Origin of the sequence: Streptomyces sp. NBC_00637 (genome assembly GCF_045161545.1) — a bacterium.
Classification (GTDB): Bacteria; Actinomycetota; Actinomycetes; order Streptomycetales; family Streptomycetaceae; genus Streptomyces.
On sequence record NZ_CP109046.1, the window covers coordinates 5,416,172 to 5,431,505 of the forward strand.

At 70.7% G+C, this 15,334-nt stretch carries 14 protein-coding genes; 7 read left to right on the plus strand and 7 right to left on the minus strand.

Annotated features, from left to right (window positions below; all coding sequences use genetic code 11):
- The first annotated feature begins 215 nt into the window (after positions 1-215).
- The 5 genes from OG440_RS23800 to OG440_RS23820 all read left to right on the plus strand — a co-directional run bounded on the left by OG440_RS23800 (position 216) and on the right by OG440_RS23820 (position 5,616).
- The gene (locus OG440_RS23800) at positions 216-1,373 is read left to right on the plus strand and encodes a Gfo/Idh/MocA family protein (protein WP_406008810.1); all 1,158 of its coding nucleotides are present in this window, start codon (positions 216-218) and stop codon (positions 1,371-1,373) included.
- On the plus strand, positions 1,370-2,524 hold the full coding sequence (locus OG440_RS23805; RefSeq protein ID WP_406008811.1) for a dihydrodipicolinate synthase family protein: 1,155 nt from the start codon (positions 1,370-1,372) through the stop codon (positions 2,522-2,524). The genes OG440_RS23800 and OG440_RS23805 overlap by 4 nt, the downstream gene beginning before the upstream one ends.
- Complete coding sequence (locus OG440_RS23810) at positions 2,521-3,354, plus strand: sugar phosphate isomerase/epimerase family protein (protein WP_406008812.1); 834 nt, start codon at positions 2,521-2,523, stop codon at positions 3,352-3,354. The genes OG440_RS23805 and OG440_RS23810 overlap by 4 nt, the downstream gene beginning before the upstream one ends.
- 91 nt (positions 3,355-3,445) lie before the next feature.
- A complete protein-coding gene (locus tag OG440_RS23815) occupies positions 3,446-4,858 on the plus strand; it encodes an AAA family ATPase (protein ID WP_406008813.1) in 1,413 nt (470 codons plus the stop codon).
- Positions 4,855-5,616: an HNH endonuclease gene (locus OG440_RS23820; protein ID WP_406008814.1), complete on the plus strand. Its 762-nt coding sequence runs from the start codon at positions 4,855-4,857 to the stop codon at positions 5,614-5,616. Before OG440_RS23815 ends, OG440_RS23820 begins: the two co-directional genes overlap by 4 nt.
- Before the next feature lie 33 nt (positions 5,617-5,649).
- Here the strand turns inward: OG440_RS23820 and OG440_RS23825 are convergent, their stop codons facing one another.
- Together OG440_RS23825 and OG440_RS23830 are read right to left on the minus strand one after the other, a co-directional pair.
- A complete protein-coding gene (locus OG440_RS23825; RefSeq protein WP_406008815.1) occupies positions 5,650-5,916 on the minus strand; it encodes a hypothetical protein in 267 nt (88 codons plus the stop codon).
- A complete protein-coding gene (locus OG440_RS23830; protein ID WP_406008816.1) occupies positions 5,913-6,143 on the minus strand; it encodes a hypothetical protein in 231 nt (76 codons plus the stop codon). The genes OG440_RS23825 and OG440_RS23830 overlap by 4 nt, the downstream gene beginning before the upstream one ends.
- 162 nt (positions 6,144-6,305) lie before the next feature.
- Here OG440_RS23830 and OG440_RS23835 point away from each other — a divergent pair, with 162 nt between their 5' ends.
- Entirely contained in the window at positions 6,306-6,587 is a 282-nt protein-coding gene (locus tag OG440_RS23835) for a GntR family transcriptional regulator (protein ID WP_406008817.1), read from the plus strand.
- A gap of 187 nt (positions 6,588-6,774) precedes the next feature.
- Here OG440_RS23835 and rbsD read toward each other — a convergent pair whose 3' ends face one another.
- The 5 genes from rbsD to OG440_RS23860 all read right to left on the minus strand — a co-directional run bounded on the left by rbsD (position 6,775) and on the right by OG440_RS23860 (position 12,810).
- Entirely contained in the window at positions 6,775-7,170 is a 396-nt protein-coding gene (rbsD, locus tag OG440_RS23840) for a D-ribose pyranase (protein WP_406008818.1), read from the minus strand.
- Positions 7,167-8,165, minus strand: a complete 999-nt coding sequence (locus OG440_RS23845) for a ribokinase (protein ID WP_406008819.1) — start codon at positions 8,163-8,165, stop codon at positions 7,167-7,169. Before OG440_RS23845 ends, rbsD begins: the two co-directional genes overlap by 4 nt.
- Before the next feature lie 82 nt (positions 8,166-8,247).
- Positions 8,248-10,200, minus strand: a complete 1,953-nt coding sequence (locus OG440_RS23850) for a substrate-binding domain-containing protein (RefSeq protein ID WP_406008820.1) — start codon at positions 10,198-10,200, stop codon at positions 8,248-8,250.
- Positions 10,190-11,743: a sugar ABC transporter ATP-binding protein gene (locus tag OG440_RS23855; RefSeq protein ID WP_406008821.1), complete on the minus strand. Its 1,554-nt coding sequence runs from the start codon at positions 11,741-11,743 to the stop codon at positions 10,190-10,192. Before OG440_RS23855 ends, OG440_RS23850 begins: the two co-directional genes overlap by 11 nt.
- On the minus strand, positions 11,740-12,810 hold the full coding sequence (locus tag OG440_RS23860) for a LacI family DNA-binding transcriptional regulator (RefSeq protein WP_406008822.1): 1,071 nt from the start codon (positions 12,808-12,810) through the stop codon (positions 11,740-11,742). Before OG440_RS23860 ends, OG440_RS23855 begins: the two co-directional genes overlap by 4 nt.
- 238 nt (positions 12,811-13,048) lie before the next feature.
- On the opposite strand from OG440_RS23860, the gene OG440_RS23865 reads away from it, so the two are divergent.
- A complete protein-coding gene (locus OG440_RS23865; RefSeq protein WP_406008823.1) occupies positions 13,049-15,307 on the plus strand; it encodes an ATP-dependent RecD-like DNA helicase in 2,259 nt (752 codons plus the stop codon).
- Positions 15,308-15,334 lie beyond the last annotated feature (27 nt).

Genomic DNA, 15,334 nt, shown 5'->3' on the forward strand with positions numbered 1-15,334 from the left:
TGTCGAGCAGACCTTACGGCCCAGCGCCCCCGTTGTTCGCCCCCTCGAACAACTCGAGATGGACACGGTCTTGTCCGGACCGCTGGTCAGAGGCTAGCTTCTCCTTGTATAGAAAGCGCTTGCTGTAACGCTGATCAGGAAGAGGCGTACGCGGCGCGCCAAACCGCGTACGAAACGCGCAGGCGACTGCGCACGACGCCTACGAAGGGATCGACGTGACACGCAAGACGGTGCGTATCGCCATGAACGGCGTGACGGGACGCATGGGCTACCGCCAGCACCTCGTCCGCTCCATCCTGGCCCTGCGCGAACAGGGCGGACTCGACCTCGGCGACGGCACCGTGTTGTGGCCGGAACCGATCCTCGTCGGCCGCCGAGAGCACGCGCTGAGGGCGCTGGCCGAGCGGCACGGCCTCGACCCGGAGAACGTCTCCACCGACGTCGACGCGGTCCTCGCCGACCCCACCGTCGACATCTACTTCGACGCCCAGGTCACCTCCGCGCGCGAGGAGGCCCTCACGAAGGCGATCGCCGCCGGCAAGCACATCTACACCGAGAAGCCGACCGCCACCGGCCTCGACGGGGCCCTCGAACTCGCCCGGCTGGCCACCGCCGCGGGCATCAAGCACGGCGTCGTCCAGGACAAGCTGTTCCTGCCGGGCCTGCTGAAGCTGAAGCGCCTCATCGACGGCGGCTTCTTCGGCCGGATCCTGTCCATCCGCGGCGAGTTCGGCTACTGGGTCTTCGAGGGCGACTGGCAGGCCGCCCAGCGCCCGTCCTGGAACTACCGCGCCGAGGACGGCGGCGGCATCGTCGTCGACATGTTCCCGCACTGGGAGTACGTCCTGCACGAGCTGTTCGGCCGGGTGAAGTCCGTCCAGGCCGTCGCCACCACCCACATCCCGCAGCGCTGGGACGAGAACGGCAAGCCCTACGACGCCACCGCCGACGACGCCGCCTACGGCATCTTCGAACTCGACGGCGGCGCCATCGCCCAGATCAACTCCTCCTGGGCGGTCCGGGTCAACCGCGACGAGCTCGTGGAGTTCCAGGTCGACGGCACGGAGGGCTCGGCCGTCGCCGGCCTGCGCAACTGCCGCGTCCAGCACCGCAGCGCGACCCCCAAGCCCGTCTGGAACCCGGACATCCCCGCCACCGAGGTCTTCCGCGACCAGTGGCAGGAGGTGCCCGACAACGGCGAGTTCGACAACGGCTTCAAGGCCCAGTGGGAGCTGTTCCTCAAGCACGTCTACGCCGACGCCCCCTACCACTGGGACCTGCTGGCCGGCGCCCGCGGCGTCCAGCTCGCCGAGCTGGGCCTGAAGTCCTCCGCGGAGGGTCTGCGCCTGGACGTCCCGGAGGTCTCGCTGTGACGATCCAGCTCCCGGGCCCCGACGGCACCCTGCGGACCTACGAGCCCCGCACCGAGCCGCTCGCCCTCACCACCGGCGCGCCCTTCACCTCCCGTACGGTCTTCTCGGCGGCGCACGTCGTCGCGGACCCGTTCGCGGACACCACGCCCGACTCGCCCGCCGCCATCGACTGGGACGCCACCCTCGCCTTCCGCCGCCATCTGTGGTCCCACGGGCTCGGTGTCGCCGAGGCGATGGACACCGCCCAGCGCGGCATGGGCCTGGACTGGCCGGGCGCGGCCGAACTGATCCGCCGGTCGGCCGCCGAGGCGAAGACCGTCGGCGGTCTCATCGCCTGCGGCGTCGGCACCGACCAGCTCACCGGCCCGGCCACCCTCGCCGAGGTCCGCGCGGCCTACGAGGAGCAGCTCGCCCTCGTCGAGGCCTCCGGCGCCCGGTCCATCCTCATGGCATCGCGCGCCCTCGCGGCCGCCGCGTCGGGGCCCGAGGACTACCTCGACGTCTACGGACACCTCCTGCGCCAGTCGGCGGAGCCGGTGATCCTGCACTGGCTGGGCCCGATGTTCGACCCGGCGCTGGAGGGCTACTGGGGGTCGAGCGACCTCGACGCGGCCACCGACACCTTCCTGGAGGTCATCGCCGCCCACCCGGACAAGGTGGAGGGCATCAAGGTCTCGCTGCTGGACGCCGGGCGGGAGATCGACATCCGCCGCAGGCTGCCGCAGGGTGTGCGCTGCTACACGGGCGACGACTTCAACTACCCCGAGCTGATCGCGGGCGACGAGAAGGGCTTCAGCCATGCCCTCCTCGGCATCTTCGACCCGCTGGGCCCGCTGGCGGCGGAGGCGGTGCGGGTCCTCGACACGGGGAACACGGGCGGCTTCCGGGAGCTGCTGGACCCGACCGTCGCGCTCTCCCGCCACCTGTTCCAGACCCCCACCCGCTTCTACAAGACGGGTGTGGTGTTCCTGGCCTGGCTGGCCGGCCACCAGTCGCACTTCACGATGGTCGGCGGTCTGCAGTCGGCCCGTTCCCTCCCGCACTTCGCCCGCGCCTACGAACTCGCCGACGGCCTGGGCCTGTTCCCCGACCCGAAGCTCGCCGAGGAACGGATGAAGAACCTGCTCGCCCTGTACGGAGTGACCCGGTGACCGGTATCGAGCGTTTCAGCATCAACCAGATGACGGTGAAGCAACTGTCGATGCCCGAACTCGTCGCGGCCTGCCGCGACCTGGGCATCGGCAACGTCGGCCTCTGGCGCGAGCCGGTGCAGACGTACGGGGTCGAGGAGACGGCGAAGCTCGTCCGTGACGCGGGCCTGACGGTGACGACGTTGTGCCGTGGCGGCTTCTTCACCGCCATCGACCCGGACGAGCGCACGGCGGCCCTGGCCGACAACCGCCGGGCGGTCGACGAGGCGGCGACCCTGGGCACCGAGGTCCTGGTCCTCGTCTCCGGCGGCCTCCCGGCCGGCTCGAAGGACCTGCACGGCGCGCGGGAACGCATCGCCGACGCCCTGTCCGTCCTCGGCCCCTATGCCGAGGACCACGGGGTGAAGCTGGCCATCGAGCCCCTGCACCCCATGTACGCCTCGGACCGCTGCGTGGTCTCGACCCTCACCCAGGCCCTGGACATCGCGGAACGCTTCCCGGCCCACCAGGTCGGCGTGACCGTCGACACGTACCACATCTGGTGGGACGACCAGGCCCCCGCGCAGATCGCCCGGGCGGGCGCGTCCGGCCGTATCCACACCTTCCAGCTGGCCGACTGGACGACGCCGTTGCCCGAGGGCGTCCTGAACGGTCGGGGCCAGATCGGCGACGGCGCGATCGACATGCGCGAGTGGCTGGGGTACGTGACGGCGGCCGGCTACACCGGCGCGATCGAGGTCGAACTCTTCAACGACGCCCTGTGGGCGAGGGACGGCCGCGAGGTCCTGGCGGAGACGGCGGCCCGGTTCGTGGAGCACACGGCTGGCTGACGGGTCCGTGGCCTGCCCGCTTCCCGCACTGAGGGGCAGGCCACGGCCCTAAGATCGGGTGCCACACCCGAGCGAACGGATGCCGACGCCCATGTACGTCAGCCGGATCATCGTGGAGGACATCAAGTTCTTCCACGGCCCCCGCGCAGTCGACCTCACCCTGACCCGCCCCGACGGCAGTCACGCCGGGTGGACGGTGCTCGCCGGGCGCAACGGCTCGGGCAAGACGACGCTGCTGCGGGCCATGGCGCTGGCGCTCAGTGGGCCGGGGGTGGCTCGCAGTCTGGTGCCGCAGTTCGAGAACTGGGTGACGGAAGGGCGTACGGCGGGTCACGCCGAGGTCCAGATCAGCCGGGACGCGCGGCACGACCGGTTCTCGCAGGGCCGCCCGCCCGCTGGTGCCTTCTGGGCCGGGCTTCGTTGGAAGATGCCGCGCGACGGCATGGCAGGCAGGGTTCCGGTCCGACGGGGTGTGCTGCCCGGGCTCGAAGAGATCACGTACCCCAAAGCGCCGACGAGTATTGCCCGCCGCGGTCCGTGGGCGGACAACCCGGCGGGCTGGTTCTCCGCGGCCTACGGGCCGTTCCGGCGGATGGCCGGCGGCTCGGGAGACGTGCAGCGGTTGATGCTGGCGTCCGGGCCCGTGGCCAGGCACACGAGTCTCTTCCATGAAGACGCCTCACTCGCCGAAGGCGTCGCCTGGCTGATCGAGCAGCATTTGCGTGCTCTGGAAGGCAGAGGGGGTGCCCAGGGGCTGAAGGCGTTCGCCCTGGCGCTGCTCGGAGACGGACTGCTGCCGGACGAATACCGGATCGACGACGTCGACTCCGAGGGCTTGTGGGTGGAGCGGCACGACAGTCGCTTCCCACTGCGGGAGATGAGCGACGGGTTCCGTACGGTGGTGGCGCTGGTCGTCGACATCCTCAAGCAACTGCACGACGTGTTCGGCGACGGCCTGTGGGAGTCCGATCTCTGGGAGGCCAGAAACCGGTCGATCGCGATGATGACGCCCGGCGTCGTCATCATCGACGAGATCGACGCCCATCTGCACGTCTCCTGGCAGCGCCGTATCGGCCCGTGGCTGACCGCTCATTTCCCCCGCATCCAGTTCATCGTCACGACGCACAGCCCGTACATCTGCCAGGCCGCCGACCCCGGCGGCCTGATCCGGATGCCGGGCGTGGACGAGGCACGCCCACCCGAGGTCATCGACCAGGACCTGTACGACCGGGTGGTGTACGGCAGCGGCGACGACGCGGTCCTGTCGGAACTGTTCGGACTGGACACCCCGTACTCGGAGCGCGCCGAACAGGCAAGGGCCGAGTTCGTGGACCTGGAGGCACAGATCTATGACGGGGCCTCGTCACGGGAGTCGCTCGACCGTTACCGAGAGCTCAAGGAACGGCTGGCCAGCTCGCCATCGGCTCGTCTGGCCGAGATGGGCGCGCGTCTCCACCGGATCGCGGAGGAGATCACCGATGGCCCGGAGGACGAAGAGGGGTGATCCGGCTTCGGCGTACGCTCCTGTCGTCGGACACGGCGGAGCTGTTGAAGGGCTACACCGACGACATCCGGCAGCAGCCCACGGAGCAGGAACGCAAGGACAGGGCGAAGGAACTCTGGGTGAACCGCCGCCAGGTCCGCCCGGCTCTCGTCAAGGGGCTTGTGGAGATGGCTCCCGGCCACGAACGCTGCATGTACTGCGGTGACGGTCAGGGCACCGACATCGACCACTTCGAGCCGAAGAGCAGCGCCCCGCTGCGTACCTTCGACTGGCTCAACCATCTGCTTGCCTGCTCGGTCTGCAACAGCAACCAGAAGCGGAACTCCTTTCCGCTCGCGGCCGACGGCAGCCCCCTGCTCGTGGATCCGACAGTCGAGGATCCCCTGAACCACCTCCGTCTGGTGCTACCGGCCGGGAAATACCAGGCCCTGACCGATCGGGGGCGGGCCTCAATCGAGGTGTTCGGCCTCAACACCAGGGCGGTCCTGGTCAAGGGACGTGTAGATGCTTACCTGACGGCACGGTACTGGCTCCGGCTGTGTCATATGGCCATGGACCAAGGGCGGCATGACGAGGCGAAGGAGATCATCCGGCTCGCCTGGGACCACCCCCTCGTCGATGTCCTGGTCGCCATGTTCCACCAGTCCGGCCACCCGGCCGCCGATGCTCTGTTCGCGGGAGAGGAGGAGATCCTCGACCTCCTCCTCGACGCCGAACTGCGTTCCGCGTTCCTGCATTCTCGGGGTATCAGCTACTGATTCCGATGTGCCCGCCGCGGGTGTGGCCGCGCCCTATGCCGAGCGCTCCCTCTCCGCCGCCATGATGCCGACGCACTCCTCCAGCGCCGCGTGGAGCGACGGTACGAAGGCGGCGAGTTCGGTGTCCGACGACCTGCCTCCGTCCAGTACGGCCCCGACGACCGTCACCAGGACGGCGGCGGCCTTCAGGGCGTGCGCGTCGGCGAGTTCCTCCAGCACGCCGCCGGGACGCGCGAGCACGAAGGCCTCCTTGCCGGTGGCGGGATCCACGCCGATGCTGCGGAACCGCCGCGCGCTCACGCGGCGACCTCCGCGAGGGCGTCCCGCTCGCGTTCCCACACGGCGAGGTACGGCCTGACCAGGGGGAGACCGTCGGCGAGGACCACCTCCGCGGGGCGCGACCGCGTCCGACGCGGGTGGAGGGGCCGCGGCGCGGAGACCCCGGGGAACGGTGGGGGTGTGAGGCAGCGGCGCGTTCCGCGCGGCGGCAGGAAAAGGCTCAGGACCGCGGCCAGTAGGCTGCGCATAGGTCGACTCCTTGTAAGTCGGCTCAGCCCCGGCATGGAAGCTTTCACCTTCCCGCCGGGGCGTCTTTCGTTGGACGGCCCTCATGGTATCGCCTTGTATCGCTTCGTAGCGAGACGTATCCCAAAGTGTGAGTATTACTCCCGTTGCCTAGCGTCGTGTCCATGAACCCCGACGCTGAGATCGATCACGGTGCGCCCTTGACCCCGTACCGGCAGCTGGCCGAGATTCTGCGTGCGCAGATCCGGCGCGGCGACTGGCAGCCCGGGCGGATGCTGCCGAGCGAGGCTCAGCTTGTGCAGAAGTACGGGATCGCGCGGACGACCGTACGGCGAGGGCTCGGCCTGCTGGCGGACGAAAGCTGGGTGTACGCCGTCCCGCAACGCGGATGGTTCGTCTCCGACCCCCTGCCACCCGGCCCCGAGGCGCCCGCGTCTTCTGCCTAGGCGGAGACGGAAAATTTCCCCGGGGGACCGTACAACCCTTCCCCACCTCGGCCTGTCTTACGGGGCATCAGGGCTTCTGGAGGGGGATCCGGGGGGATCGCGGGGGTTCTGGTACGGAGGGGAAGAGCCGAGGGGGCCCGGTCGACGGACGGGGCCCCCTCGAAGCTTTCCTGTCGGTGAACCGACCTCAGAAGAACACCCCGCACCGCAGCAGCACGTTCGCGTACGGTCGCGCCTCGCCCGTGCGCACCACCAGCCGCGCCCCCGCCGACAGCCTCTTCAGCTCCTCGTGCGGGACCAGGGTGAGCAGCGGCCCGGCGAAGTGCCCGTCCAGCAGCCCCGCCGCCGCCGGATTCGCCTCCCGGACCTCCGTCGCCGCCGTCGCGCCCTCCACGACCAGCTCGGCGAGCAGCCCGTCGACCACCTCCGCGAACGACGGCACCCCGGCCAGGAAGGCGAGGTCGACCACCCTGGGCCCGTCCGGTATCGGCATCCCGGCGTCGCACACCAGCACCCCGTCCCCGTGCCCCAACTCGGCCAGCGCTCCGGCCAGATGACGGTTGAGGATCCCGGCCTTCTTCACAGGGACTCACCTCGCGGAGCAGCCCCGGGCACGCTGTCCGACGCCCGGCCGGGGGTCCGAGGGTCGTCCCCCTGGTCGCCGGAGCACAGCGCCTCGACCTCCTCGGCCGTCGGGAACGACTCCTGCGCGCCCCGCCGGGTCACGGCCACCGCCCCGACCCGTGCCGCGTACGCCGCCGCCTCGGCCAGGGCGGAACCCGTGCCCAGCCGCCAGGCCAGCGCCGCCGTGAAGGAGTCACCCGCGCCGGTCGTGTCCACGGCGTCCACCTTCACGGAAGCGATCCGGGAGACGCCCTCCGCCGACGCCACCAGCGCGCCCTGCGAACCCAGCGTCACGACCACCGACTTCGGTCCCTTCGCGAGCAGCAGCCGCGCCCAGTCCTCGGGCTCCTCGCTGCCGCCCGCCCCGCCCGCCTCGCCGAGGATGACCTTCGCCTCGTGCTCGTTGACGATCAGCGGGTCGCAGGCTTCCAGCACCTCGGCCGGCAGCGGGCGCGGGGGCGACGGGTTCAGCACGAAGCGGCTGCCCGGCGCGAGGTTCCGCACGACCTCCACGACCGTCTCCAGCGGGATCTCCAGCTGCGTCGACACGACCCGGGAGTCGCGGAGGAGGCGGGCGGCCGCGCGGACGTCCGCCGGTGTCAGGCGGCCGTTCGCGCCCGGCGACACCACGATGCTGTTGTCGCCCGACGGGTCCACGGTGATCAGCGCGACGCCCGTCGGCGCCCCGCCCACCAGGACACCGGCCGTGTCGACCCCGGCCGCCCGCTGCGAGTCGAGCAGCAGCCTCCCGTACGCGTCGTCGCCGACCCGGGCCAGCAGGGCCGTACGGGCCCCGAGCCGGCCGGCCGCGACCGACTGGTTCGCGCCCTTGCCGCCGGGGTGGACCGCAAGGTCGGATCCGAGCACCGTCTCACCGGCGGCGGGCCTGCGTTCGACGTCGATCACCAGGTCGGCGTTGGCCGACCCTACGACCAGAAGGTCGTAGTCGTACATGAAGTGACTCCCCTGATACGTGACGGAGGGCGGACGGTCCCGGAGGTGTTCCCCGGGTGACCGTCCGCCCGCTCGCCGAATGTCAGCCGCTGAACCCGGCCACGTTCTCCTTCGTGACCACCTTCACCGGCACCTTCACCGTCTTCTCGACCTTCTTGCCCTGAAGCGCCTTCAGCGCGTTGTCCACCGCGATCCTGCCCAGCTGGGAAGGCTGCTGCGCCACGGACGCGTACAGCGTGCCGTTCTCGACGGCGGTCAGCCCGTCCGGGGTGCCGTCGAAGCCGACGACCTGGACCGACTTGCCGGCCTTGGAGCCCAGCGCCTTGATCGCGCCGAGCGCCATCTCGTCGTTGGCGGCGATGACGCCCTGGACGTCCGGGTGCGCCTGGAGCAGGTTCGACATCACGTCGAGGCCCTTGGTGCGATCGAAGTCGGCGGGCTGCTGGGCCAGCACCTGGATGCCGGGGTAGGCCTTCAGCCCCTTGGCGAACCCTTCCGCCCGCTCCCGCGCGGCGGAGGTGCCCGCCTGGCCCTGGAGGATCACGATCTTGCCGGTGCCGCCCAGCTTCTCGGCGACCGTCCTGGCGGCCAGCTCACCGCCGGCGACGTTGTCGGAGGCGACGAGCGCGTCCACCGTGGCCTTGTTGACGCCCCGGTCCACGGCGATCACCGGGATCTTCGCCTTGTCGGCGGCCTTCACCGAGTTGCTCGCCGCGTCCGAGTCCACCGGGTTGACGATGATCGAGTCGAGGCCGGAACTGGTGAAGTTCTGGAGCTGGTTGGCCTGCTGCGAAGCGTCGTTCTGCGCGTCGGTGACCGTCAGGTCCACGCCGAGCTTCTTCGCCTCGGCCTTCGCGCCCGACTGGATCTGCACGAAGAACGGGTTGTTGAGCGTGGACAGCGCCAGGCCGACCTTCGGATTCGCGCTCGACGGGTTGCCGCCGTGCAGGAAGGAGGTCGCGCCGACGATCGCCACGGTGACCACGGCCGCGAGACCGTACGTGGCCGCCTGCCGGCCCTTGCCGCCGCCGCTGCCCGTCCCCGCCGCCACCGGGGTCGCCCCCGCCTTGCGGCGCACGGTGTCCAGGAGCACCGCCAGCGCGATGACGACACCGATGACCACCTGCTGCCAGAAGGCGGACACGGACAGCAGGTTGAGGCCGTTGCGCAGCACCGCCAGGATCAGCGCGCCGATCAGGGTGCCCGAGGCCTTGCCCGTCCCGCCGGCCAGCGAGGCACCGCCGATGACGACGGCGGCGATCGCGTCCAGCTCGTAACCGTCGGCGGCCTGCGGCTGCGCGGAGGACAGCCGGGAGGCGAGCACGACGCCCGCCGCGGCCGCGAACACACCGGACAGCGCGTAGATCGCGAGCTTCTGCTTCTTCACCCGCAGGCCGGAGAGGCGCGCCGCCTCCTCGTTGCCGCCGATCGCGTACATGGAACGGCCGATGTAGGTCCGGCCGAGCACGAACGCGGCGATCAGCCCCATGACGACCATCACGAGCACCGGCACCGGCAGCCAGCCGCCGAGCGTGTCGCCGAGGTGCGAGACCGAGTCGGGGAAGGCGATCGGCGAGCCCTCGGAGATCACCAGCGACAGACCGCGCGCCACGGACAGCATCGCGAGCGTCGCGATGAACGGCGGCAGCTTGCCGTAGGCGATGAGGAAACCGTTCACCAGACCGGCCGCGATGCCGGTGGCGACGGCCAGGACCACCGCGAGGACCACCGGCACACCGTGCTGCGTGGCGCTCCAGGCCAGCACGGTGGCCGACAGCGCCGCCACCGAGCCGACCGACAGGTCGATGCCCGCGGAGACGATCACGAAGGTCACGCCGAAGGCGAGAATGGCGGTCACGGCCGCCTGGACGCCCACGTTGAGCAGGTTGTCCGTGGTCAGGAAGTCACCCGACAGCGCCGACATGGCGATGACGAGGACGATCAGCGCGGTCAGCGCGCCGTTGTCGAGGAGCAGACGGCGGACCGCCGCGGCGCCACCGGCGCCCGTTCCGCTCTTGAGCGTCTCAGCGGCCACGGCCGGCCTCCAGTTCTTCGGTTTCTTCGGGTGAGTCGTTCGCGTCATGAGGGGTGGTGGTGCCGACGGCGAGCGCCATGACGGAGTCCTGGGTCGCCTCGTCCGCCGACAGCTCGCCGGCGATCCGGCCCTGGGCCATCACCAGCACCCGGTCGCTCATGCCGAGCACCTCGGGCAGATCGCTGGAGATCATCAGGACGGCGGCACCGGCGGCCGTCAGCTCGTTGACGAGCTGGTAGATCTCGACCTTCGCGCCGACGTCGATCCCGCGCGTCGGCTCGTCGAGGATCAGCACCTTGGTGTCGGCCAGCAGCCATTTGCCGATGACGACCTTCTGCTGGTTGCCGCCGGAGAGCGTGCGCACCTGCTGGCCGAGGCCCGCCATCCGCACGCCCAGCTGCCCCGCGATCCGTGCCGCCGCCTCGCGCTGGCCTTTGAGGTCCACCAGCCCGCCCCGGGTCGCGGAACGCATGGTGACGAGCCCGAGGTTCTCCTCGACCGACTGGTCGAGCACCAGCCCCTGGCCCTTGCGGTCCTCGGGCACGAGCCCGATCCCGGCCGCCATCGCGGCGTTCACGTCGTGGCGGGGGAGATGCGCGCCGGCCACCCGGACGGCTCCTCGGTCGTAGGGGTCCGCCCCGAAGACGGCCCGTACGACCTCGGTACGACCGGCGCCGACGAGCCCGGCGACACCGACGACCTCACCGGCGTGCACCTCGAAGCTGACGTCCTGGAAGACGCCGTCCCGGGTGAGTCCCTCGACGGACAGCAGCGCGCCGCCCTTCTCGGGCCGCTCCCTGGGGTACTGCTGCTCGATGGAGCGGCCCACCATGAGCCGCACCAGTTCGTCCTCGGGTGTGGTGGCCGGGACCTGCCCGACGCTCCTGCCGTCCCGGATGACGGTGACCCGGTCGCCGAGGGCGGCGATCTCGTCGAGGTGGTGCGTGATGAACACGATGCCGACGCCGTCCTCGCGCAGTGTGCGCACGATGGCGAAGAGCTTCTCGACCTCCTCGGAGGTCAGCACGGCGGTCGGCTCGTCCATGATCAGCACGCGCGCGTCCAGGCTGAGCGCCTTGGCGATCTCGACCATCTGAAGGCGCGCGATGCCGAGTTCCCGCACGCGCGTGCGGGGTGAGACGTTCACGCCCACCCGCTTCAGCAGGGCGGCCGCGTCGCTCTCCATCCGTTTCCGGTCGATCATCCCGAAGCGGCGCGGCTGCCGCCCCAGGAAGATGTTCTCGGCGACCGTGAGGTCGGGAACGAGGTTGAACTCCTGGTAGATGGTGGCGATCCCGAGGCGCTCGGAGTCCTGCGCGCCATGGATGCGCACCTCCTCGCCGCCGGCCAGGATCCGCCCGGCGTCGGGCCGGTAGGCACCGGAGAGCATCTTGATGAGGGTGCTCTTGCCCGCGCCGTTCTCACCGAGCAGCACATGCACCTCGCCCCGGCGCAGGTCGAAGTCGACGCTGTCGAGCGCGACCACACCGGGGAACGTCTTGCGTATGCCTTCGATGCGCAGCAACTCGTCCGCGTTGCTCACGTCTGGCTCCTGTTCGTTACGGGGGACGGCTCCACGGGGGCGGGGAACTCCTCGGGAGCGGGCGGCTCTTGGGGGGCGGGCTCGCCGCACGAACGGCGGACGACGAGCCGGGCCGGGAGGGTGACGGACTGCGGGGGGCGTCCCTCGATGCGGTCGACCAGCGCCCGCACGGCGGCCCGTCCCAGTTCGCCCGTCGGCTGGGCGATCGCGGTGATCGGCGGATCGGTGTGCACGAACCACCGGATGTCGTCGAACGCGGCCAGCGCGATGTCCCGCGGAACCCGCAGCCCACGCGCGCGTACGGCGTCCAGGGCACCCAGTGCCATCAGGTTGTCGGCGGCGAACACGACCTCGGGCGGTTCGGGCAGGTCGAGGAAGCCCTCGGTGACCCGCCGGCCGCTCTCGGCCTGGAAGTCGCCCTGGCCGATGTAGGCGTCCGGGAGGGGAAGCCCGTACTCGGCCATGGCGGCCCGGAAGGCCTCGACGCGCTCGCTGCCGGTGGTGGTGGCGGCGGGGCCCGCGATGATGGCGAGCCTGCGGTGCCCCAGCCCGTGCAGATGCGCGACGAGGTCCCGCACGGCCGCGCGTCCGTCCGACCGCACCACCGGCACGTCGACGCCCGGGATCCACCGGTCGACGAACACCATCGGCGTCCCCGCGCGCGAGGCGTCGAGGATCAGCGGCGAGCCGCCGTCGGTGGGGGAGACGAGGAGGCCGTCGATCCGGCGGTCCAGCAGGGTCCGTACGTGGTGGTCCTGGAGGTCGGGCCGTTCGTCGGCGTTGCCGATGATGACGCTGTAGCCGAGCGCGCGGGCCTCCTCCTCGACGGAGCGGGCCAGTTCGGTGAAGTACGGGTTGAGCACGTCGCTGATGACCAGGCCGAGGGTGCGGGTCTGGTCGGTGCGCAGCGACCGGGCGACGGCGTTCGGGCGGTAGCCCAGCGTCTCGACGGCGGCCAGCACACGTGTGCGTGCGTCCTCGCTGACCGACGGATGGTCGTTCAGGACGCGCGACACCGTGGCGACGGAGACCCCCGCCTCGGCCGCGACGTCCTTGATGCTCGCCATCGCCGCCCCACCTCCTTGTGGACTCGGTTCCTGGACGCCGAGGTCGTGGAATCGATTACATCGGCGTGTAGGAAGGATTGGAATCGATTACACGGGCGTTGATCAAGCCCTCCACCGCATCCCGAAACCGGATCGTGATGAACGCCGCCCGGGAGGCGACCGACGGTCGCCACCGGGGGACTGTCGGTGGCCGGCGGACACCCGGGAGAGTGTCGGTGGCGGGCGGTAACGTCGGACCATGAGCGATCAGGCGGGGGCCGCCCAGGCGGGAGAGCGGCGTACGGCCACGCTGGAAGGCGTGCTCGAGCGCATCACGTACGCGAACGAGGAGAACGGCTACACGGTCGCCCGCGTCGACACCGGCCGAGGCGGCGGCGACCTCCTCACGGTCGTCGGCGCGCTGCTCGGCGCCCAGGTCGGCGAGTCCCTGCGGATGGAGGGACGCTGGGGCTCCCACCCGCAGTACGGCAAGCAGTTCACCGTCGAGAACTACACGACCGTCCTGCCCGCCACCGTCCAGGGCATCCGCCGCTACCTCGGCTCGGGGCTGGTCAAGGGCATCGGGCCGGTCTTCGCCGACCGCATCACCCGGCACTTCGGCATGGACACCCTGAAGATCATCGAGGAGGAGCCCAAGCGGCTCGTCGAGGTCCCCGGACTCGGCCCCAAACGCACGAAGAAGATCGCGGACGCCTGGGAGGAGCAGAAGGCGATCAAGGAGGTCATGCTCTTCCTCCAGACCGTGGAGGTGTCCACCTCCATCGCGGTCCGCATCTACAAGAAGTACGGCGACGCCTCCATCTCCGTCGTGAAGAACCAGCCCTACCGGCTCGCCACGGACGTCTGGGGCATCGGCTTCCTCACCGCCGACAAGATCGCCCAGTCCGTCGGCATCCCGCACGACAGCCCTGAGCGGGTCAAGGCGGGCCTGCAGTACGCGCTCTCCCAGGCCACCGACCAGGGCCACTGCTACCTCCCCGAGGAGCGGCTGATCGCCGACGCGGTGAAGCTGCTCCAGGTCGACACCGGCCTGGTCATCGAGTGCCTCGCCGAACTCGCGGAGCCGCCGGAGGAGGGCGAGGACCCCGGGGTCGTACGGGAGAAGGTGCCGGGCCCGGACGGCGCCGGGCAGCCTGTCACGGCCGTCTTCCTGGTCCCCTTCCACCGCGCCGAACTCTCCCTCTCCGCCCAGCTGTTGCGCCTGCTGCGCACCGGCGAGGACCGGATGCCGGCCTTCCGGGACGTGGCCTGGGACAAGGCGCTGGCCTGGTTGAGGACCCGTACCGACGCCGAACTCGCGCCCGAGCAGGAGGCGGCCGTCAGACTCGCGCTGACCGAGAAGGTCGCCGTCCTCACCGGCGGCCCCGGCTGCGGCAAGTCCTTCACCGTCCGCTCCATCGTGGAGCTGGCCCGCGCCAGGAAGGCCAAGGTGGTGCTCGCCGCCCCCACCGGCCGCGCCGCCAAGCGCCTGGCCGAGCTGACCGGCGCCGAGGCCTCCACCGTCCACCGCCTGCTGGAGCTCAAGCCCGGCGGCGACGCGGCCTACGACCGGGACCGCCCGCTGGACGCCGACCTGGTGGTGGTCGACGAGGCGTCGATGCTGGACCTGCTCCTCGCCAACAAGCTGGTCAAGGCCGTGCCCCCGGGCGCGCACCTGCTCTTCGTGGGGGATGTCGACCAGTTGCCCAGCGTCGGCGCGGGCGAGGTGCTGCGCGATCTGCTGGCCGACGGCAGCCCGGTGCCCGCGGTCCGCCTCACGCGCGTGTTCCGTCAGGCCCAGCAGTCCGGTGTGGTGACCAACGCGCACCGGATCAACGCCGGACAGCACCCGCTCACCGACGGCATGAAGGACTTCTTCCTCTTCGTCGAGGACGACACGGAGGAGGCCGGTCGCCTCACGGTGGACGTGGCCGCCCGGCGCATCCCGGCGAAGTTCGGCCTGGATCCGCGCCGGGACGTGCAGGTGCTGGCGCCCATGCACCGCGGTCCGGCCGGCGCCGGCGCCCTCAACGGCCTGCTCCAGCAGGCCGTCACCCCGGGCCGCCCCGACGTGCCCGAGAAGCGGTTCGGCGGGCGGGTCTTCCGTGTCGGCGACAAGGTCACCCAGATCCGCAACAATTACGACAAGGGCGAGAACGGTGTCTTCAACGGCACCGTGGGCGTCGTGACCTCGCTCGATCCGGTCGACCAGCGCCTCACGGTGCTGACCGACGAGGACGAGGAGGTTCCGTACGACTTCGACGAACTGGACGAACTGGCCCACGCGTACGCGGTCACCATCCACCGTTCACAGGGAAGTGAATATCCCGCCGTGGTGATCCCCGTCACCACGGGAGCATGGATGATGCTGCAACGGAACCTCTTGTATACGGCCGTGACCCGCGCCAAGCGGCTGGTCGTCCTCGTCGGTTCCCGCAAGGCGATCGGTCAGGCGGTGCGCACGGTGTCGGCGGGCCGCCGTTGCACGGCCCTGGACCACCGGTTGGCCGGCCGCTGACGTCCGGTTCCCACCGGATCGCCGGAT

Coding starts and splice junctions, on each gene's coding strand:
- OG440_RS23815 (WP_406008813.1), top strand. CDS start 3,446: ATGTACGTCAGCCGGATCATCGTGGAGGACATCAAGTTCTTCCACGGC.
- OG440_RS23830 (WP_406008816.1), bottom strand. CDS start 6,143: ATGCGCAGCCTACTGGCCGCGGTCCTGAGCCTTTTCCTGCCGCCGCGC.
- OG440_RS23835 (WP_406008817.1), top strand. CDS start 6,306: ATGAACCCCGACGCTGAGATCGATCACGGTGCGCCCTTGACCCCGTAC.
- OG440_RS23845 (WP_406008819.1), bottom strand. CDS start 8,165: ATGTACGACTACGACCTTCTGGTCGTAGGGTCGGCCAACGCCGACCTG.
- OG440_RS23860 (WP_406008822.1), bottom strand. CDS start 12,810: ATGGCGAGCATCAAGGACGTCGCGGCCGAGGCGGGGGTCTCCGTCGCC.
- OG440_RS23865 (WP_406008823.1), top strand. CDS start 13,049: ATGAGCGATCAGGCGGGGGCCGCCCAGGCGGGAGAGCGGCGTACGGCC.